14 protein-coding genes are annotated in these 19477 nt (G+C 70.1%); 10 read left to right on the forward strand and 4 right to left on the reverse strand.

Features of this window, described 5'->3' with window-relative positions; translation table 11 throughout:
* Positions 1-86: 86 nt before the first annotated feature.
* On the reverse strand, positions 87-2966 hold the full coding sequence (ileS, locus tag AB0J78_RS16220; RefSeq protein ID WP_363789710.1) for an isoleucine--tRNA ligase: 2880 nt from the start codon (positions 2964-2966) through the stop codon (positions 87-89).
* A 92-nt stretch (positions 2967-3058) separates the two neighbouring features.
* Between ileS and AB0J78_RS16225 the strand changes: the two genes are divergently transcribed.
* Positions 3059-3838: an IclR family transcriptional regulator gene (locus AB0J78_RS16225; protein ID WP_363789711.1), complete on the forward strand. Its 780-nt coding sequence runs from the start codon at positions 3059-3061 to the stop codon at positions 3836-3838.
* 123 nt (positions 3839-3961) lie between these two features.
* Here the strand turns inward: AB0J78_RS16225 and AB0J78_RS16230 are convergent, their stop codons facing one another.
* Positions 3962-4729, reverse strand: a complete 768-nt coding sequence (locus AB0J78_RS16230) for a class III extradiol ring-cleavage dioxygenase (RefSeq protein ID WP_363789712.1) — start codon at positions 4727-4729, stop codon at positions 3962-3964.
* Positions 4730-4801: 72 nt separating this feature from the next.
* Here AB0J78_RS16230 and AB0J78_RS16235 point away from each other — a divergent pair, with 72 nt between their 5' ends.
* The 6 genes from AB0J78_RS16235 (at position 4802) to AB0J78_RS16260 (ending at position 14025) form a co-directional block, all read left to right on the forward strand.
* Positions 4802-5260: a MarR family winged helix-turn-helix transcriptional regulator gene (locus AB0J78_RS16235; protein WP_363789713.1), complete on the forward strand. Its 459-nt coding sequence runs from the start codon at positions 4802-4804 to the stop codon at positions 5258-5260.
* 70 nt (positions 5261-5330) lie between these two features.
* On the forward strand, positions 5331-6194 hold the full coding sequence (locus AB0J78_RS16240; RefSeq protein ID WP_363789715.1) for a fumarylacetoacetate hydrolase family protein: 864 nt from the start codon (positions 5331-5333) through the stop codon (positions 6192-6194).
* Between the two features lie 104 nt (positions 6195-6298).
* On the forward strand, positions 6299-9085 hold the full coding sequence (locus AB0J78_RS16245; protein ID WP_363789716.1) for a penicillin acylase family protein: 2787 nt from the start codon (positions 6299-6301) through the stop codon (positions 9083-9085).
* Between the two features lie 108 nt (positions 9086-9193).
* Positions 9194-11194 carry a hypothetical protein gene (locus AB0J78_RS16250; protein WP_363789717.1) on the forward strand — a complete coding sequence of 667 codons (2001 nt, stop codon included), beginning with the start codon at positions 9194-9196 and terminating at the stop codon, positions 11192-11194.
* A 20-nt stretch (positions 11195-11214) separates the two neighbouring features.
* A complete protein-coding gene (locus tag AB0J78_RS16255; RefSeq protein ID WP_363789718.1) occupies positions 11215-12762 on the forward strand; it encodes a hypothetical protein in 1548 nt (515 codons plus the stop codon).
* A gap of 18 nt (positions 12763-12780) precedes the next feature.
* Positions 12781-14025, forward strand: coding sequence for an amidohydrolase (locus AB0J78_RS16260; protein ID WP_363789719.1), 1245 nt, complete (start codon positions 12781-12783; stop codon positions 14023-14025).
* Between the two features lie 81 nt (positions 14026-14106).
* Here AB0J78_RS16260 and AB0J78_RS16265 read toward each other — a convergent pair whose 3' ends face one another.
* Both AB0J78_RS16265 and AB0J78_RS16270 read right to left on the reverse strand, forming a co-directional pair.
* Positions 14107-14985, reverse strand: a complete 879-nt coding sequence (locus tag AB0J78_RS16265; RefSeq protein WP_363789720.1) for a virginiamycin B lyase — start codon at positions 14983-14985, stop codon at positions 14107-14109.
* Between the two features lie 123 nt (positions 14986-15108).
* Entirely contained in the window at positions 15109-15675 is a 567-nt protein-coding gene (locus AB0J78_RS16270; protein ID WP_363789721.1) for a TetR/AcrR family transcriptional regulator, read from the reverse strand.
* Positions 15676-15907: 232 nt separating this feature from the next.
* Here AB0J78_RS16270 and AB0J78_RS16275 point away from each other — a divergent pair, with 232 nt between their 5' ends.
* From AB0J78_RS16275 to AB0J78_RS16285, 3 genes are read left to right on the forward strand one after another with little or no spacing between them, the layout of a single operon-like run.
* The gene (locus AB0J78_RS16275; RefSeq protein WP_132681550.1) at positions 15908-16351 is read left to right on the forward strand and encodes a (2Fe-2S)-binding protein; all 444 of its coding nucleotides are present in this window, start codon (positions 15908-15910) and stop codon (positions 16349-16351) included.
* Positions 16351-17313, forward strand: a complete 963-nt coding sequence (locus AB0J78_RS16280) for a xanthine dehydrogenase family protein subunit M (protein ID WP_363789722.1) — start codon at positions 16351-16353, stop codon at positions 17311-17313. Before AB0J78_RS16275 ends, AB0J78_RS16280 begins: the two co-directional genes overlap by 1 nt.
* Positions 17310-19472, forward strand: coding sequence for a xanthine dehydrogenase family protein molybdopterin-binding subunit (locus AB0J78_RS16285; RefSeq protein WP_363789723.1), 2163 nt, complete (start codon positions 17310-17312; stop codon positions 19470-19472). The genes AB0J78_RS16280 and AB0J78_RS16285 overlap by 4 nt, the downstream gene beginning before the upstream one ends.
* Positions 19473-19477 lie beyond the last annotated feature (5 nt).

Below are 19477 nucleotides of genomic sequence, written 5' to 3' on the forward strand. Positions count from 1 at the left end.
CCGGGGTTGTCATCCCGCTGGCCCCGGCCGGGCCCGCTCAAGGTGGAGGAAAGGCCGTGGACGCGCTCGCCGTCCACGGCCTTTCGCTATGCCCGGACCAGCGTCACCGACATGCCCAGCTTGGCGTCGGCGTGCTCACCGGCATCGGCGCTCTCGACGACCTCGGCCGCCAGCACGGCTGCGGCGATCTCGTCCCGGTGCGCCCGCAACGCCTCGCCGACCTCCGCGGAACCGCTCCAGCGCAACGAGATCCGGTCGGTGATCTCCCGGCCGTCCTGCTTGCGGCAGTTCTGCACGAACCGGATGATCTCCCGCGCCAGCCCGGCCAACCGCAGTTCCGGCGTGATCGCGGTGTCCAGCGCGATCCCGACCTCCCGCTGCTCCTCCGACGGCCACCCGGTTCCGGCGACGTCGCCGGTGACGACCTCGCGGACGTTGATCTCCTCGGCGAGATCGGCCCGCAGCTCGGCGGGCAGCTCCGGGCTGATCACCGCCGTCGCCAGCGGCTGCCGCACCTTCAGCGCCTCGTCGCGGCGCAACGACCGCCCCGCCACGGCCAGCCTCCGCTCGACGTCGACCAGGGACAGCAACTCCTCGTCGATCGGGCCGGGTGCGGGCCAGGCCGAGAGGTGCACGGAATCGGGCAAGTCCGGAGACCCCGGGCGAACGGTGCGCTGCCAGACCTCCTCGGTGAGGAACGGGATGAACGGGGCCAGCAGCCGGGTCAGCACGTCCAGGCACTCGTGCAAGGTGCGCAGGGCGTTGACCTCGCCGTCCCAGAACCTCGGGCGCGAGCGGCGCACGTACCAGTTCGACAGGTCGTCGACGAACTCCGCCAGCACCCGGCCGGCCCCGGCGGTGTCGTAGTCCTCCAAGCGCGAATCCACCTGCCGCACCACCTGGTTCAGCCGCGCCAGCACCCACCGGTCCAGCACCGGCCGCTCGTCGGGCGGATCGGGCTCGGCCCACTCCGACAGCGCCGCGTAGCGGTTGAAGAACGAGGCCGTGTTCCAGTAGGTCAGCAGCACCTTGCGGACGATCTCGCGCAGCGCCTCGTGCCCCACCCGGCGCGGCGACCAGGGAGAACCGCTGCACAGCATGAACCAGCGCAGCGCGTCCGCGCCGTGGGCCTCCATCAGCGGCAACGGCTCCAGCACGTTGCCCAGGTGCTTGCTCATCTTCCGGCCGTCCTCGGCCAGGATGTGCCCCAGGCACACCACGTTCCGGTAGCTGGAGCGGTCGAACAGCAGCGTTCCGATCGCCATCAGCGTGTAGAACCAGCCGCGGGTCTGGTCCAGCGCCTCGCAGATGTAGTCCGCCGGATAGTTGCGCGCCAACGCTTCCGCGCTTCCCGGCGCGTGCGGGTAGCCCAGCTGCGCGAACGGCATCGAACCCGAGTCGAACCAGGCGTCGATCACCTCCGGCACCCGCGCGGCCCGCTGCCCGCACTCCGGGCAGGCGAAGGTGATCTCGTCGATGTGCGGCCGGTGCGGGTCGAGCTCGGAGAGATCGCGGCCGGTGCGTTCGCCCAGCTCGGCGCGGGAACCGATCGCCGTCACGTGCCCGTCCGCGCAGCGCCACAGGGGCAGCGGAGTGCCCCAGTAGCGGTTGCGGGACAGCGCCCAGTCGACGTTGCCCGCCAGCCAGTCGCCGAAGCGGCCGTGCTTGACGTGCTCGGGGTACCAGCGGGTGTTCTCGTTCTCCCGTTGCAGCGCTTGGTGAATCGCGGTCGTGCGGATGTACCAGGAGGGCTGCGCGAGGTACATCAGCGGCGTGTGGCAGCGCCAGCAGTGCGGGTAGGCGTGCTCGATCGTCCCCTCGCCGACCAGCGCGTCCCGTCGCCGCAGGTCCTCGACCAGGACCTGGTCGGCATCCTTGAAGAACATGCCGCCGATGAGCGGCAGCGCCGGGTCGAAGCGGCCGTCCGGGCCGAGCGGGTCGACCACCGCGAGCCCGTTCGCGCGGCCCGTCGCGAGGTCGTCCGGGCCGAACGCCGGTGCCAGGTGCACCAAGCCCGTCCCGTCGGTGGTGGAGACGTAGTCGGCGAGCACCACGCGGTGGGCGTCCGGGACCTCCACCAGGTCGAACGGCGGGCGGTAGGCGAGTCCTGCCAGATCGCGGCCCGGAATCCGGGCCACCACCTCGCCCCCGAAGACGTCGGTCAGCGACTCGGCGACCACGAACGTGCCGCGCTCACCGCGCGCGAGCACGTAGGTGACCTCGGGGTGGACCGCGACGGCGGTGTTGGACACCAGCGTCCACGGCGTCGTCGTCCACACCAGCAGCTGGGCATCATGGCCCGCCAGCGGCTCTTCCAGCGGCAGGCGCACGAAAACGGAAGGGTCCTCGACTGTTTCGTAGCCCTGCGCGACCTCGTGCGCCGACAACGTCGTCTGGTCCCGCGGGCAGTACGGCGCGGCGCGGTAGTCCTCCACCAGCAGCCCGGCGTCGAAGATCCGCCGCAGCGCCCACCACACGCTGTCGACGTAGGGCGCCGACATGGTCCAGTAGGCCGTGGAGAGATCGATCCAGTAACCCATCCGCGTCGTGACGGCCTCGAACTCACCCACGTAGCGCTGAACCGATTCCCGGCAGCGCGCGTTGAACTCGGCGATGCCCAGCCGCTCCACATCAGGTTTGCCGCTCAGTCCCAGTTCGCGCTCCACCGCCAGCTCGACCGGCAGGCCGTGGCAGTCCCAGCCCGCCCGGCGCGGCACCCGGAAGCCCTTCATGGTGCGGAAGCGGGGGAAGACGTCCTTGAACACCCGGGCTTCCACGTGGTGGGTGCCGGGCGTGCCGTTGGCCGTCGGCGGACCTTCGTAGAACACCCACAGCGGGCCGTCGGCGGTCTGCTCCAGGCTCCGCTCGAAGATCCGGTGCTCGCGCCACCACTCGATGCGCCGCCGCTCGGCCTCCGGCAGGTCGATCGCCGAGGCCAGCGGGTGGAACGGAGAAGCCGATCTCATGCGCCCATGGTGGAGCCGCGCGGTCGCTTCTCGCTCGCTGTACTGTTCGGTAGTCCCGCTCGGGACGACGAGGGAGCAGGAGGATTCGAGGGGTGACGGCTGACGAAGCGGCCAGCTCGCACGGGCACAACCTGGTGAAGTCCGCGGATCGCGCGCTGATCATCCTGGAACTGCTCTCCCGGGGGAGGCACCGGCTCAGCGACATCGCCGAGACGCTGCGGCTGCCGCTGTCCAGCGTGCACGGCCTGCTCGGCACCCTCGTGCACCGCGGCTTCGCCGAGTTCGACCCGACCACCCGCACCTACGGCCTCGGGCTCAAGGCCTGGACCGTCGGCCAGGGCTACACCGGGCACCGCGACATCGTCGGCCTGGCGCTGCCGCTGATGGAACGCCTCGCGCAGCAGACCGGTGAGACCGTGCAGCTGTCCCGGCTCGACGGCATCGAGAACGTCTACATCGCCATCGCCGAGTCCCCGCAGCCGATGAAGCTCGTCTCCGCGGTCGGCATGCGGCTGCCCGCGCACTCCGTCGCGCTCGGCAAGGCGCTGCTGGCGGGGCTGACCGACGACGAGGTCGTGGCCCGCTACGAGGACGTCAAGCTGGAGCGCTTCACCGACAACACGATCACCGCGCTGCCGGAACTGCTCGCCCAGCTCGACGAGGTGCGCCGCGAGGGTTACGCCGTCGACGACGAGGAGTACATCATCGGCTGCCGCTGCCTGGCGGTCCCGATCCGGGACCACGCGGGCGAGGTGGTCGCGGGCATGTCGGTCTCGGCCCCGACGCCCCGCTGCGGCGAGAACTGGACCGAGGAGACCCGGGCCCCGCTCACCGAGGTGGTCGAAGCAGTCCACCGCCAACTCCGCCACTGACCTTTTCCGGGTCGCCCAGGCCTCCCCGGACCGGGGGCGGTTTGGTCCGAACCGTCCATGATCGAAATCCGTTTGGCCCGGCCAATTCGGATCCGTTGTCCACGGTCGTCGTGCTGGTGAGGTTCAGCCGAACTGCACCGAGCGCTTCGCCAGGCCCCACCAGAAGCCCTCGATCGGGACGCGCTGGGCGTCGAGGTCCTCGTCCGCGGCTCCGAGCGTCACGAACAGCGGCGCGAAGTGCTCGGTGCGCGGGTGGGCCAACCGCCCGGCCGGGGCCTTGTGCTCGAAGTCCAGGAGCGCGTCGATGTCGCGCGAGGCCAGGGCCCGGCCACCCCAGTCGTCGAACTCCACCGACCAGTTCGGCGTCGATGCCGAGCGCAGGGCCGAGAGGTTGTGGGTGAAGAACCCGCTGCCGACGATCAGCACGCCCTCGTCGCGCAGCGGCGCGAGCGACCGGCCCACGCGCATCAGGGCCGCGGGCTCCAGGGTCGGCATCGAGATCTGCAGGACGGGGATGTCGGCGTCGGGGTACATCTCCTTCAGCGGCACGTAGGCGCCGTGGTCGAGGCCGCGATCGGGCACGTCGACCACCGGTGTCTCGGCGCCGCCGAGCAGCGCGCGCACCCGCTCGGCCAGGGCCGGGGCTCCGGGCGCGGCGTAGCGGACGTCGTAGTACCGGTCGGGGAAGCCCCAGAAGTCGTAGACCAGCGGGACGGTGCTGGTCGCGCCGATCGCCAGCGGTGCTTCCTCCCAGTGCGCGGAGATGATCAGGATCGCCTCGGGGCGAGGCAGGTCGGCCGACCAGGCCGCCAGCTCGCCGGGCCAGAGCTCGTCGTCGGCCAGCGGCGGGGCGCCGTGGCTGAGGTACAGGGCGGGCATGCGCTCGGCCATCGGGAACCTCCTCGTTCGAATTTGAATCAAATGTACCTCGTGGTTCAAATTCGAACAAGATAGAATGGGGGAGTGACCGAACCGCGCTGGCTCGACGCCGACGAGATGGCCGCCTGGAACGCCTTCGTCGAGGCGGGCAACCTCGTGAACCGCCGCGTCGAGCAGCAGCTCCGCGAACAGGCGGGATTGTCCCACCCGCAGTACGAGATCCTGGTCCGCCTCTCGGCGGCACCCGAGGGCGAGGTCCGCATGTCCGAGCTCGCCCAGCTCGTGGTGACCTCCAAGAGCGGCCTGACCTACCAGGTCACGCAGCTGGAGAAGGCCGGGCTCGTGGGTCGCCGCACCTGCGAGACCGACGACCGGGGCGTCATCGCCCGCCTGACCGAGGCCGGCAGGCGCAAGCTGGAGGAGACCGCGCCGGGGCACGTCGAGCTCGTCCGCGAGCACCTCATCGACGTGCTCGACCGCGACCAGCTGCGCGCCCTCACCGATGCGCTGGGTGTGGTCTCGCGCAAGCTGCGCGGGTCTTGACGCGCTCTGTCCGCGCTGATCGGATTTCGCTTGCTTGAACGGGTTTCACACAGGCGAAACGAGGTCGGTCATGAAGTTCCTGAGGTTGGGGTCGTTCTCGGAGGAGCGTCCGCACGTGCTCGACGATCGAGGGCGGCTGTTCGACCTGAGCCCGCTGACCGGCGACATCGACGGCGAGTTCCTCGCGGGTGACGGCGTCGCCCGCACCCGGGCAGCGCTCGCCGCGGGCGAGCTCACCGCCGTGGACGACCCGGCCGACGGCACGGCGATGCGGGTGGGCGCTCCGATCGCGCGGCCGATGGCGGTGCTGTGCATCGGGCAGAACTACGCCGCCCACGCCGCCGAATCCGGTTCCGCGCCACCGGAAGTGCCGATCCTGTTCTTCAAGCACCCCAACACCGTCGTCGGTCCGCACGACGACGTGGTGATCCCGCGCGGCGCCGAGCAGGTCGACTGGGAGGTCGAGCTCGGCGTGGTCATCGGGCAGCGCGCGAGCTACCTCGACAGCGCCGAGCAGGCCCTGTCGCACGTGGCCGGTTACGTGCTGGCCGACGACGTCTCCGAGCGCTCCTTCCAGAAGGAGCAGTCCGGCGGCCAGTGGTCGAAGGGCAAGTGCGCGCCGACGTTCAACCCGGTCGGTCCGTGGTTCGTGCCGGCGGACGAGGTCGCCGACCCGCAGGGGCTGCGGCTGCGCAGCTGGGTCAACGGAGAGCCGAGGCAGGACTCCAGCACCGCCGACATGATCTTCGGCGTCGGCGAGATCGTCCGCCACCTCTCGCAGTACCTGACGCTGGAGCCGGGAGACCTGGTCATCACCGGCACTCCGGAGGGCGTGGCGATGTCCGGGCGCTTCCCGTTCTTGGCTCCGGGTGACGTGGTCGAGATGGAGATCGACGGGCTCGGTCGTCAGCGCAGCGGCGTGAAGTCGGCCTGAGGTTGGGCCGATCGGATCAACCCCAATGTGAAGATCTTTCAATTCACCGTCGGGGTAGCTAGCGTTCCGGTGCCGGATCAGATCCGCATCGGAAAGGGCGTGGCATGGCGCGACGTTCACTGGTCGTCACCCTCGTGGCGGTCATCGCGGGATCCCTGTTGATCGCCCCGGGGGCCAACGCCCAGCCGCCGGAGGACTACTGCCGCCAGCAGTGCCACGACATCCTCCCGCCGGGCCAGAACGGCAACGCGACCTTCGCCGAGCTGGTCTCGCACATGCTGCTGGGCACCCGCCCGAAGCACTCCGACGACCAGCTCGAGAAGTACGACGCGCTGGTAGGCGGGTACCGCGAGCTGACCACCGGCACCATCCAGGAGTTCTTCAACGACCACTCCTTCGGCGTGCGGCCGGACGACGTCGAGCGCACCTACCGGCCGCGCGCCGACGTCACCGTCGTCCGCGACAAGACCGCAGGCGTCCCGCACGTCTACGGCGACACCCGCTCCGGAACCACCTTCGGCGCGGGCTACACCACCGCCGAGGACAAGCTGTTCCTGATGGACGCGCTGCGCCACGCCGGTCGCGGCGAGGTGACCCCGTTCGCCGGAGGCGCGCCCGCCAACCGGAAGCTGGAGCAGAGCTTCTTCTCCGTCTCGCCCTACACCGAGGAGGAGCTGCGGGACCAGATCGACCGGGTCGCCGCCCAGGGCGAGCGCGGCCGGATGGCGCTGCAGGACGCGCAGTCCTACGTCGACGGCATCAACGCCTACATCCAGGAGTCCCACCGGGGTCGCTACTTCCCGGGCGAGTACGTCGCGACCGGGCACGTGGACCCGGTGACCAACGAGGGCCGCATCGAGCCGTTCGAGCTCACCGACCTGGTGGTGCTGGCGTCGCTGATCGGAGCCCAGTTCGGCGGTGGCGGTGGGGGAGAGGTGCAGAACGCCGTCGCCAGGATGTCGCTGCACGAGCGCTTCGGGCCCGAACGCGGTGAGCAGGTCTGGGCGGCCTTCCGCGCGGAGAACGACCCGGAGGCCATCAGCACGATCCATGACGGGAGCTCCTTCGAGTACGGCAACGCCCCGGCGAATCCCGAGGGCGTGGCGATGCCGGATCCGGGATCGGCCGCGGACCAGCAGCTCGTCTTCGACCCGACCGGCTCGGCGAACCAACCCGACGAGAAGCCCTCGCGGCCGGTCGTCGATCCCGAGGACCCGCTGCGCGGCATGTTCGACGACGGCGTCCTGCCCGCCGACATGGCCGAGCGCAGGGGCATGTCGAACGCGCTCGTGGTCTCCGGCGCGCACACCGAGAGCGGTCACCCGGTGGCGGTGTTCGGCCCGCAGACGGGTTACTTCTCGCCGCAGCTGCTGACCCTGCAAGAGCTGCAGGGTCCGGGCATCTCCTCGAAGGGCGCCTCGTTCGCGGGCCTGAGCTTCTACACGCTGCTCGGCCGCGGCCAGGACTACTCGTGGAGCGCCACCACCGCCTCGCAGGACATGATCGACACCTACGCGGTCGAGCTGTGCTCGCCCGACGGCGGCCCGGTCACCAAGGACTCGACCTTCTACCGCTTCCACGGCGAATGCCTGCCGATGCAGACCATCGAGCGGCAGAACTCCTGGAAGCCCAACCTCGGCGACGACACCCCGGAGGGCTCCTACCGGCTGGTGTCCTTCCGCACCCGCCACGGACCCGTCACGCATCGGGCCACTGTGGACGGAAAGCCGGTCGCCTACACCACCGCCCGGTCGACCTTCCTGCACGAGGTGGACTCGATCATCGGGTTCCAGAAGTTCAACGACCCGTCGGCGGTGTCCTCGGCGGAGGACTTCCAGCGCGCGGCGCACGACATCAACTACACGTTCAACTGGTTCTACGCCGATTCCCGCGACACCGCGTACTTCAACTCCGGGGCGAACGTGGTGCGCCGGCCCCACGTCGACCCCAGCATGCCGATCGTCTCGGACCCGGCCCACGAGTGGCCGGGCTGGGACCCGGAGACCAACACGGCGACCTACCAGCCCTTCGCCGAGCACCCGAACTCCCTCAACCAGGACTACTACATCAGCTGGAACAACAAGCAGGCCCCGGGAACCGCGGGCGACCGGGCGGAGAAGGGCGCGGTGCAGCGCGGCGATCTGCTCGATCGCCGGGTGCGCGAGCAGATCGCCTCGGGTGACGAGTTCAGCCGCGCCGAGCTCGTGCGGGCCATGGCCGACGCCGCGGTCACCGACCTGCGCGCCGAACGGGTCCTTCCCGACCTGCTGCGCGTCATCGGCGAACCCGACGAGCGCTCGAAACCGCTGGTCGACGAGCTGCGCACGTGGCTGGCCGACGGCGGCAAGCGCACCGAGACCTCGCCGGGCAGCAAGTCCTACGCGCACGCCGAGGCCATCGAGCTGTTCGACGCGTGGTGGCCGCTGCTGGTCCGCGCCGAGTTCGAACCCGCCGTCGGAACCCCCGCCTACCAGGCGATGACCGCGATGATGCAGATCAACGAGTCGCCGTCGGGTTGGCAGAACGGCGAACCCGGTCTGCACGTCGGCCAGGGCCACCAGGGTTCGACGTTCCAGTTCGGCTGGTTCGGCCAGGTCTCCAAGGACATCCGCGCCGTTCTCGGCGAGCAGGTCCCCGGCGGCTTCGGCGCACCGCTGTGCGGCGGTGGGGACCCGGGCGCGTGCCGCCAGATGCTGCTCGACACCCTCGCCCAGGCCGCCGCGACCCCGTCGGAGGAGACCTACCCGGGCGACGCCGACTGCGACCCCGGCGACCAGTGGTGCGCAGACTCCATCGTGCAGAACGAGGTCGGCGGCATCGACCAGGACAAGATCTCCTGGCAGAACCGCCCCACCTATCAGCAGGTCATCGAGTTCCCCGCCCACCGCTGAGCCGTTCGCCGCAGGGCGTTCTCGGCGAAACGGCCCCACGCGGTCTCCCGGCCCCCGTAAGATCGACGGGCAATTCGGGCAGCGGTGTCCGAGGCGAAGGGGATGCGGATGACGGAGCCCGTGCGGTTGACCGACAGCGCCATGCTCGCTCGACGCCTCTTGTGGAACCGGGCAACTGATGAGCCTTCCAGCGCTCAGCCCATCATGGTGCTGCTCGGGCCGACGGGATCGGGCAAAACCCGAGCTCTGCAGTCCATTTCGCAGGACTGCGGGAACAGCGTGGTGCACGCCAAGCCGTTCGACTTCGGGCGCGAGCAGCCCGCGACCACGGTCGTGGCGCTGGCCGCGATCTCCGAAGACCTCTCCCGTCGCTGGCGCGCCCGGCGCAGCGCGAAGTTCACCCGGTTCGCGCTCGGGCTGGTCGCCGTGCAGGCCAACCTCGACACCTTCGACCGGGTGAAGGCCAGGGCCGAGATGAGCGCCGCGCTGCGCGAGTTCGCCGAAAGCCCACGCGCCAACGACATCGCGGGCCAGGTGGATTCCACCGCCGACGCGGCCGAACCGATGCTGGACCCGGTGCTGGTCACCGCGGCGAAGCTGGTGCTGCCGCGGTTGATCCGCACGATCGGCCGGAGGTCGCTGGCCGGCGCCAAGCGCTGGCACGCCGACATCCCGGAGGCCGAGGGCGCCGAGCCGCTGGACGCGCTGATCCAGCTCAGCCGACGGGCCCGCAACGAACCGGAGGCCATGACGGCCTGGCTGACCTCGGCTTTCCTGGCCGATGTGCGGGAGAACCACCCCGTCATGGCGCGCCCGGAGCTGGGCAGCGCGTGCTCCTGCGAGAACGAGGCGGGCAAGACCCACTCGCACAACTGGGTGGTGCTGCTGGACAACCTCGACCACCCCGGCGGGTACGAGTTCCTCAGCGACATCATCGCCGCGCGCGAACGACATCTGAGGCAGCACAACGAGCACGATCCGCTGCTGTTCATCGGCACCAGCGGCCGGTGGAACCCCGAGTGGGAATCGCACTGGCACGCACCGTGGAAGTCCGCTGCCACCAGATCCGACGAGGTGCTGGTGGTGCCGCGCTGCCGCGACGCGGGCCACTGGCGCAACAACTCCGAAGTGGACAGACCTCAGGCGTCCGTGCACCCTGTGCTGCTGGAACCGCTGGAGATCGAGGAGACCGCGAGCCTGATCGGGCACAGCCCGTACTTCAGCGAGGCGAAGCTGGCCCAGCGCGCCACCGCCGGGCTCCCGAAGGCGGTCGAGGCGGTCTCCGAAATGCTGCCCGCCGCCCGATTGCGGGAAGGCAGGCGCGACATCCTCGAACCCGCCGAGTCGACCCCCGAAGCCTGGCAGCAACGGTTGACCGACCTGCGCGTCTCCGAGCAGCTGCAGGACGTGGACCTCGCGGAATTCGTCAACGCGGCTCCGTTCGCGACCGCGCCGTGGCTCGTCCCGGCCGAGTCGACCAGCCTCGTCTCGCTGCCGCAGACCGGCCGCATCCTCACCGAGCTGCGCAGCGCGCTGTGGGTGATCGCCCCGGACCGCGACGGCGGAACCGAGGACCAGTCCCTGCTGCACCCGTGGATCGCCCGGACGTTGCTGTTCGCCCTCAACGCGCGCGGTGAGCAGGACGGGGGTTCGTACGAGACGCAGTTCAAGGCGCTGCTCAACGATCCGCACACCCGGCGCGACCTCGCCCGAACCTCCTACTGCCTGCTCGCCCTGGGCCGGTTCGGCGAGGTCGTCGAGACACTGCACGAACGCTTCGACCAGATGCCGCACCAGAAGTGGGTCGACCTGCTGATCCTGGTCACCAGCGCTCCGGACGACAAACCGCTGCACCGCGACAACGCCCAGGTCTACGCCGACCTCGTCGAGCAGGACCTGCGGGACGGACCCGCCGAGCGGGACCAGGTGCGCAACGTGCTCGCCCGGTTGATCGCCGCGCACTGGTTGATCGCGAATCCGCTGGCCGGTCCCGACCGGGAGCGCAAGAACATCGTCGTGCAGAGCTTCCACGAACTCGCACCACTGTCACACCGCCCGGACGTCGCGGCGCTCTACGAAGCCGCGCGCCGTGCTGACCAGCTGTTCTGACCCTTCGGATTGGACCGGTCATGCCCCTGTTCCGAAGCTCCACCCCGTCCGCTCCGGTGCAGCCCCGCTCCTGGCTGCGCCGCCACAAGGTCATCGCCACGCTGGTGGTCGTCGCAGCGGTCGCCGCCGGGCTGGCGGTGTGGCAGCCCTGGAAACCGTGCGACACGGCGATGACGACGGTCGAACCGTCGTCCAACTGCGTGGGGCTCAACGTCGAGAACACCTCGTTCGGCCCCAACGATGCCGTCGGTGACCTGAGGCAACGCGTCGCCGAGCACAACGCGGGGGTGACCGAGCCGAACTCCGTCACCGTGGTGGTGCTCGACAACATGACCCCGGATCCCCGACTCGCCAGCATCGGCCGTTCCAGCGTTCGTCACGGTGTGGAGGGAGCGCTCACCGCGGCACGGCGCGCCAACGCCGAACTCGTCGTCGGGGGCACGTCTCCGCGGGTGAAGCTGTTGCTGGCCAACTACGGGACCTCCGTCGAGGAGGCGGAAGAAGCTGCGCGGCAGATCCAGGCCGCCCGCGAGCGCGAGCACATCGTCGCGGTCGTGGGGTTGGGGCAGAGCCTCCAACACACCCGGACCGCCGCGAGTCGGCTGTCCGATGCCGGAATCGCCGTGGTGAGCGGAATGGCCAGCGCCGACAACATGAACAAGCACGTCGACGACGACAAGAAGGACCTCGACAAGTTCTTCCGGATCACCCCGACCAACATCGACGCGGCCAGGGCCGGCGCGGCCTACCTGCGCGAACGCGGTGCGGACAAGGTGATGCTGGTCGAGGACACCAACGAGACCGACATCTACGCGCGCACGCTGGCCAGGGCCTTCAAGGACGCCTACCGGGACAGGGAGTTCAGCACGGTGCGGTTCACCTCGTTGAGCGGCTCCGAGGGATCTCCGCGCGCGGATTTCATGGCGGGTGAGTTCGCCCGCGTCTACACGAGGATCTGCCTGGAGAAGCCGCGGTACCTGTACTTCGCCGGTCGCGGCATCGATCTGGACCCGTTGCTCAAAACCATGTCGCAGAACGGATCCTGCTCCGGAGTGGGCGACATGGACGTGGTCACCAGCGATGACGCCACCAACATCGTGAATCGGCCGCTGCCCGAGTTCGACAACCGGCAGGTGCGGGTGTTCTACACCAGCGTCGCGACCATGGGGCAGTGGGCCAACGAGCCCGGGCAGGAGGAGAACCAGGCCAGTTACGGATCCTTCGAATCCCAGTTCGTCGAGACGGGGCTGGACGGCCATGACGGCCTGCTCGACGGCTACGCGATGTCGGTCCACGACGCGTTCCTGGTCGCCACGAAGGGCGCTCGAGAGGTCCCCGACGTGAACCGGCTGTACACGAAGGTGGCCGATAAGATCAAGGCGATCGACTGCGTAGAGCCGTTCGGCGGCGCCACCGGCAAGATCGCCTACCAGAACGAACAGGCCGGGCAGGGCAACCCGGTGGGCAAGGCGATGCCGATCATGCGTCTGGAAGCGAACGGACGTCCTGTCCAGGAGAGCCTGGTCTGGCCTTCCGGGCAGCCGTTCGGCCCGCAATCATGCCGGTAGTCGGCGTATGGAGGGCTCATGGACGACGTGTTCCGACGACTGGACGCGATCCGCGACGACCTGATCGCGCTGTACAAGGACCTGCACGCCCATCCTGAGCTGTCGTTCCAGGAGCACCGCACGGCCGCGGAGGTCGCCCGGCGGTTGGAGGCCCTCGGGCTGGAGGTCACCTCCGGCGTAGGCCGCACCGGTGTGGTCGGGGTGCTGCGCAACGGGGACGGGCCGACGGTGCTGCTGCGCGCGGACTTCGACGCGCTGCCGGTGCAGGAGCAGACCGGGCTCGACTACGCGAGCACGCAGCGGGCCACCTCGTCCGACGGATCGGACGTCCCGGTGATGCACGCGTGCGGTCACGACATGCACGTCACCAGCCTGCTGGGCGCGCTGGACCTGCTGATCACGGCGCGTTCGCGCTGGTCGGGGACGGTGGTGGCGGTGTTCCAGCCGGCCGAGGAGCTCGGAGCCGGGGCGCGGGCGATGCTCGACGACGGGTTCCTGGAGCGGTTCCCGCGACCCGACGTGTGCCTGGGGCAGCACGTGTTCCCGTTCCAGAGCGGGTTCGTGGGCATGATGAGCGGGCCGAGCATGTCGGCCGCCGACAGCGTGAAGATCACCATGTTCGGTCGCGGCGGGCACGGGTCGCAGCCGCAGAACGCGATCGATCCGGTGGTGATGGCCTCGGCGACGGTGATGCGGTTGCAGACCGTCGTCTCGCGCGAGGTCGCCGGTGATGACACCGCAGTGCTCACCGTCGGTTCGGTCCGCGCGGGCACGAAGGAGAACATCATCCCCGACCAGGCGGAACTGCTGGTCAACATCCGGTCCTTCGACGAACGCGTCCGCGAGCGGGTCCTGGCGGCCGTCCGGCGCATCGTCCGGGCGGAGGCGATCGCGTCCGGTGCCGAGCGAGAACCGGAGTTCGAGCAGCTGACCCGGTTCCCGCTGCTGGTCAACGACCCCGGCGCCACCTCTCGAGCCACCGGCGCCCTGCGCGCCGCGCTGGGTGACCACGCGGTGCTCGACCTGCCGCCCGCAATGGCCAGCGAGGACGTCGGCCTGTTCGGCACGGCGGCGGGAGTTCCCACCTGCTACTGGTTCTTCGGCGGCACGGAGCCCGGCCGCTTCCAGCGAGCCCTGGCCGAGGACCGGGTGGCGCAGGAGATCCCGGCAAACCACTCCCCGGGCTTCGCCCCGGAGATCGAACCGACCCTCACCACCGGCGTCAAAGCCCTCACCGCGGCCACCCTGGAATGGCTCGCCTGAGCCGCCGGAGCCCGAGTGCTCGGTGACGTCGGTGGGCGGTTCGGGTCCGAACCGCCCGGGATCGATGTCCGGTTCATCCGGTCAGTTCGGATCGGAACCGCCGCGGGCGAGCGCTCCGGATTCGAGGGCGACCCAGAGCGTCCCGTCGGCGGCGAGGGTGAGCCCGTGGGGCTCGGAGGACGGATCGGGGAGCGCGTGCGTCTCGACGCGCCCATCGGGGGTGACGTGACCGAGGCGGCCGGTGGCCCATTCGGTGAACCAGCAGGTCCCGTCGGGTGCGGCGGTGATCGCGTGCGGCCGGGCGGCGCGGTCGGGGAGCGGGAACTCGGCGATCTCGCCGTCGGGCCGGATGCGGCCGACCTGACCAGCGCCGATCTCGACGAACCACAACGCGTCGTCGGTGGCGGTGAGCCCGACCGGTGCCGCGTACTCGGTGGGCAGCGGGAAGACCCGCACCTCGCCGCCGGTGCTGATGCGCCCGATCGCGTTGGCCTGGTTCAGGGTGAACCACAACGCCCCGTCCGGGCCGCTGGTGATCATCGAGGGGAACCCGCCCGACTCGGGCAGGGCGAACTCGGTGATCGCGCCGTCGACGGTGATCCGCCCGACCCGGTCGGTGCTCATCGCCGTGAACCACAACGCGGAATCCGGACCGACCGCGAGCCCGTACGGGTTGGCGCCGGGCACGTCGAACCCGCTCACCGAACCGTCGGTGCCGATCCGCCCGATCCGGTTGCCCTGGTACAGGGTGAACCACAGCGCCTCATCAGGTCCGGCGACGATCACCGTCGGCCGGGAATCCGCCGGCCCGACCGCAAATCCCCGGTAGCTCCCGTCGGCGTCGAGCCGTCCGACCCGGCCGTGGTGCACCTCCGTGCACCAGATCGCACCGTCCGGCCCCACCGCGACCCCGTAAGGCCCGCACCCGGTTTCGCCGACCGGGATCTCCACGAATTCCACCCTCGCAGCCTTCACGACCAACCCGCCTGCGACAACTGAATTCTCGTCGCCTCACCACGGGGCGTCCCTCAGCCGCCGACCGGAGCCAAGTCCGAACTGGACGCGCTCGCCGGGCCCCACGTCCTAGACGCTCATGCCTCGCCAGATGAGGTCGAGGAGATCGGCGGTCTCCTCCCGCCACTCGCTCTTGGGGTTGAGGTAGAAGAGTCCGCCGAGGCCGCGCAGCACCGTTTCCGGGTTCACGTCGGAGCGGATGTTGCCCGCATCGACGTTGGCGCGCAGCAGCGCGGTGATCGCCTCGACCAGGGTTTCGTGGGCGTTGACCGGTAGTTCGGCGGGGGAGGACGTGGCCGCGACGAGCGCCTTGGCCAGGCCGCGCTTGGTCATCATGTAGTGCGCGAGGTGGTCGGTGACCCAGGTGCGGAGCGCTTGCTCGGGCTCGTGCCGGTCCAGCAGCTCCGGGACGACCTCGCCGAGGTGGTCCAGCTCGCGCTGGTAGACGGCGATGATGAGCGCTTCGGTGGTGGGGAAGTGCCGGTACACCGTGCCCACGCCGACGCCTGCCTGCTTGGCGATGTGGTTGAACGAGACCTGCTCCGAGCACGCCAGCGACCGGGCCGCGGTGTTCAGGATGGCCTCGTGGTTGCGCCGGGTGTCCGCACGCCGGGGGTTCACGGAGCCCGTCGTCATCGTCCCTCCCCGGTCGGTTACCTGGTCTTGACCTGGAATGTAGTGCACCGCTCGCGGGACCTGGGCAGTCTTGAGGGTCAGAACACTCGTGCTCGTTGCGAAGCGGATAAAAATCCGGTAGCTTCGGTTCCAGCTGAAGTGGATGAGTATCCGATTCAGCCTTCGAGTCTAGCTCCCACCACCACGAGCATTCCGCCCAACGCCCACGGCGGAAGGGCGGGGAAGAGATTCTGTGGACCTCTCACTGGAAATCAACGGTAGGACGGAAGAGCTCAGCGTCGATCCCGGCGTGACCCTGCTCGACGCGCTGCGCGAGAAGCTCGGCGTCACCGGCCCCAAGAAGGGCTGCGACCGAGGGCAGTGCGGCGCTTGCACCGTGCACGTCGACGGCCGTCCCGTCCTGTCCTGCCTCACGCTGGCGGCCACCGTGCAGGAGCCGGTGACGACCGTCGAAGGGCTCGCCGACGGCGAGTCGCTGCACCCGGTGCAGCGGGCCTTCCTCGACCAGGACGCGCTGCAGTGCGGTTTCTGCACGTCCGGCCAGGTCATGTCGGCCGTGGCCGCAGTCGAGCAGGACGTCGACGACGTCCGCGAGTTCATGTCCGGCAACATCTGCCGCTGCTCGGCCTACCCGAACATCGTGGCGGCAGTAGAACAGGCGAGGCAGGCGGGCTGATGCGCTCCTTCGAACTGACCGCACCCACCACGATCGACGACGCCCTCGGCGGCACCGGCACATTCCTGGCCGGTGGCACCACGCTCGTCGACCTGATGAAGCTCGACGTGCTCACCCCGCAGCGGGTGCAGAACATCAACGGCCTGCCGCTGCGCGGCATCGACACCTCCGACGGGCTGCGGATCGGCGCGCTGGAGCGGATGAGCGACGTGGCCGCGACTCCCGGCGTGTACCCGGCGATCTCGCGCGCGCTGCTGCAGAGCGCGTCGCAGCAGCTGCGCAACATGGCCAGCATCGGCGGGAACCTGATGCAGCGCACGCGTTGCGGCTACTTCCGCGACGTCGACAAGCCCTGCAACCGTCGTGACCCGGGCAGCGGATGCCCGGCGATCGAGGGAGCCAACCGGATGCACGCGATCCTGGGCACCAGCGACGCGTGCGCGGCCACCCACGCCAGCGACCTGGCGGTCGCGCTGGTCGCGCTCGACGCCGAGGTCAAGCTGGTCAGCACCGACGGTGAGCGCACCGTCAAGCTCGCCGACTTCTACATGCAGCCGGGCCAGACGCCCGAGGCCGAGCACGACCTGCGCGAGGGCGAGCTGATCGGCGAGGTCGTCGTGCCGAAGCTGGACTGGGCGACCAACTCCACCTACGTCAAGGTTCGCGACCGGCAGTCCTACGAGTTCGCGCTGACCTCGGCCGCCGTGGCGCTCGACGTGCGCGGCGGAGTGATCGCCGACGCCCGCGTGGCCGCGGGCGGTGTGGCGACGGTGCCGTGGAAGCTCGGCGTCGTCGAGGACGTGCTGCGCGGCAAGCCCGCCACCCAGGAGACCTTCGAAGCCGCCGCCGCGCTCGCCGCCGAAGGGGCGAAGCCGTTGTCCGGCAACGCGTTCAAGGTGTCCCTGCTGAAGCGGACGATCGTCCGCGCCCTGCTCGAAACCACCGAAGGGATGCAGCTGTGACCAGTCGGCTGGACGGCCCGCTGAAAGTCACCGGTCAGGCCAAGTACGGGGCCGACAACAACTTCCCCGGCATGGTCTACGGCTACCTCGTGCTCAGCACGATCGCCTGCGGCGAGGTCGAGAGCATGGACGTCACCGCGGCCAAGAGCGCGCCCGGTGTGCTCGGCGTGTACACGCCGTTCGACAAGCTGGAGCTGGCCACGCCGAGCTCGATGCTGGGCGTGACCTGGGTTCCGCTGCAGAACCGCGAGGTCGCCTACTACGGCCAGCCGATCGGTCTCGTCATCGCCGAGACCTTCGAGCAGGCCCGCGACGCCGCGGCGCTGGTGGAGGTCGGCTACCAGGCCAAACCCGCCAAGACCTCGTTCGAGGAGGGGCTGGCCGACGCCGAGGCGGCGCCGGACCGCGAAGACCTGGAGATCCTCGACGGCGACGCCGGTTTCGAGTCCATCGCCGACGCCTTCGCCGGCAGCCCGGTGGTCGTCGACCACACCTACTCGACCGCGACGCAGAACCACGCCGCGATGGAGCCGCACTCGGCGGTCGCGCTGTGGGAGGGCGGCGAGCTCACGCTCTACACGCCGAACCAGGGATCGCACATGGTCGCCGCGGACATGGCCACCGCGCTCGGCGTCGACGTCTCGCAGGTCCACGTCGTGAACCCCTACGTGGGCGGTGCTTTCGGCGGCAAGGGCAAGACCTCCACGCCGGCGTTCCTCGCGGCGGCGGCCAGCCGCGCGCTCGGACGGCCGGTCAAGGCCGCGCTGACCCGCGAGCAGGTGTTCACGGTGACCGCCGGCCGCGCGGCCACCAGGCAGAAGGTCGCGCTGGGCGCCGACCGCGAGGGCCGCCTGATCGCGGTTCAGCACGACTCGTGGTGCACCACCGACTCGGACCGCTCGTTCGTCGAGCCGACCTCGCACGGGACTTCCCTGGAGTGGTACGCGACGCCGAACCTCGCGGTGTCGCAGCGGATCGTGCCGCTGAACGTCCCGCCGACGACGTTCATGCGCGCTCCCGGTGAGGCACCGGGTTCGTTCGCGCTGGAGAGCGCGATCGACGAGCTGGCGGTCGAGCTGGGGATCGACCCGATCGAGCTGCGCAAGCGCAACAACTCGACCGCCCCGCCCGGCAAGGACCTGCAGTGGTCCAGCAAGCACCTCGACGAGTGCTTCGACGTCGGCGCGCAGCGCTTCGGCTGGGCCAACCGCAGCCCGCAGGGCCGCACCGAGGGCGACTGGCAGGTCGGCATGGGCGTGGCCGTGGCGATGTTCCCGGCGCTGCGGTTCCCGGCCACGGTCGGCATCGAGCTGCGGGCCGACGGGACCGCCGTGGTCTCCACCAGCGGTGCGGACCCGGGGACCGGGCTGCTGACGGTGATGTCGACGATCGGAGCGGAGTCCCTGGACCTGCCCGAGGAGCGGATCACCCCGCAGCTGGGCGACTCGGCGCTGCCGCCGGGCGGCCTGTCGGGTGGTTCCACGGCCACGGCCAGCGTGGGCACGGCGATCCAGCTCGCGGGGACCGCGGCGGTCGACGAGCTCACCGCGCTGGCCTCCGGGCCGGGTGCGCCGTTCGAGGGCGAGGAGGTCACCTACGCCCACGGCGAGCTGTTCGCCGACGGCCGGTCGATGGCTTTCGGCGACCTGCTGCGGGAGCTGGGCCGCGACTCGGTGTCGGTGAGCGGGTCCTCGGCGCCCGGCGAGGAGCTGACCAAGCACTCCTTCAGCTCGTTCGGCGCGCAGTTCGTCGAGGTCAAGGTGCACAGGTGGACGCGGGAGACCCGAGTGTCCCGGATGCTCGGCGTGTTCGACTGCGGCCGGATCATCAACGACAAGCTGGCCACCAGCCAGCTCCAGGGCGGCATGATCTGGGGCGTGTCGGCGGCGCTGCACGAGGCCATGGAGGTCGAGGGCGACGGTCGGCTGGCCAACGGCGACTTCGCGAGCTACCTGCTGCCGGTCAACGCCGACATCCCCGAGGTGGACGTGGAGTTCGTGAAGTACCCGGACACGCTGCACAACTCGGTGGGCGCCAAGGGGCTCGGCGAGATCGGCACGGTCGGCATGGCCGCCGCGGTCGCCAACGCGGTCCACAACGCGACCGGGATCCGGGTCCGCCACATCCCGATCACCATCGAGGACCTGTTGGTGGACTGAGGTTT

It is taken from the genome of Saccharopolyspora sp. NPDC049426, assembly GCF_040676935.1.
Lineage (GTDB): Bacteria > Actinomycetota > Actinomycetes > Mycobacteriales > Pseudonocardiaceae > Saccharopolyspora.

What these genes read in the sequence shown, in the direction of transcription:
- ileS (WP_363789710.1), bottom strand. Translation starts at nt 2,966, where the DNA reads ATGAGATCGGCTTCTCCGTTCCACCCGCTGGCCTCGGCGATCGACCTG.
- AB0J78_RS16230 (WP_363789712.1), bottom strand. Translation starts at nt 4,729, where the DNA reads ATGGCCGAGCGCATGCCCGCCCTGTACCTCAGCCACGGCGCCCCGCCG.
- AB0J78_RS16240 (WP_363789715.1), top strand. Translation starts at nt 5,331, where the DNA reads ATGAAGTTCCTGAGGTTGGGGTCGTTCTCGGAGGAGCGTCCGCACGTG.
- AB0J78_RS16245 (WP_363789716.1), top strand. Translation starts at nt 6,299, where the DNA reads ATGGCGCGACGTTCACTGGTCGTCACCCTCGTGGCGGTCATCGCGGGA.
- AB0J78_RS16250 (WP_363789717.1), top strand. Translation starts at nt 9,194, where the DNA reads ATGACGGAGCCCGTGCGGTTGACCGACAGCGCCATGCTCGCTCGACGC.
- AB0J78_RS16255 (WP_363789718.1), top strand. Translation starts at nt 11,215, where the DNA reads ATGCCCCTGTTCCGAAGCTCCACCCCGTCCGCTCCGGTGCAGCCCCGC.
- AB0J78_RS16260 (WP_363789719.1), top strand. Translation starts at nt 12,781, where the DNA reads ATGGACGACGTGTTCCGACGACTGGACGCGATCCGCGACGACCTGATC.
- AB0J78_RS16270 (WP_363789721.1), bottom strand. Translation starts at nt 15,675, where the DNA reads ATGACGACGGGCTCCGTGAACCCCCGGCGTGCGGACACCCGGCGCAAC.
- AB0J78_RS16280 (WP_363789722.1), top strand. Translation starts at nt 16,351, where the DNA reads ATGCGCTCCTTCGAACTGACCGCACCCACCACGATCGACGACGCCCTC.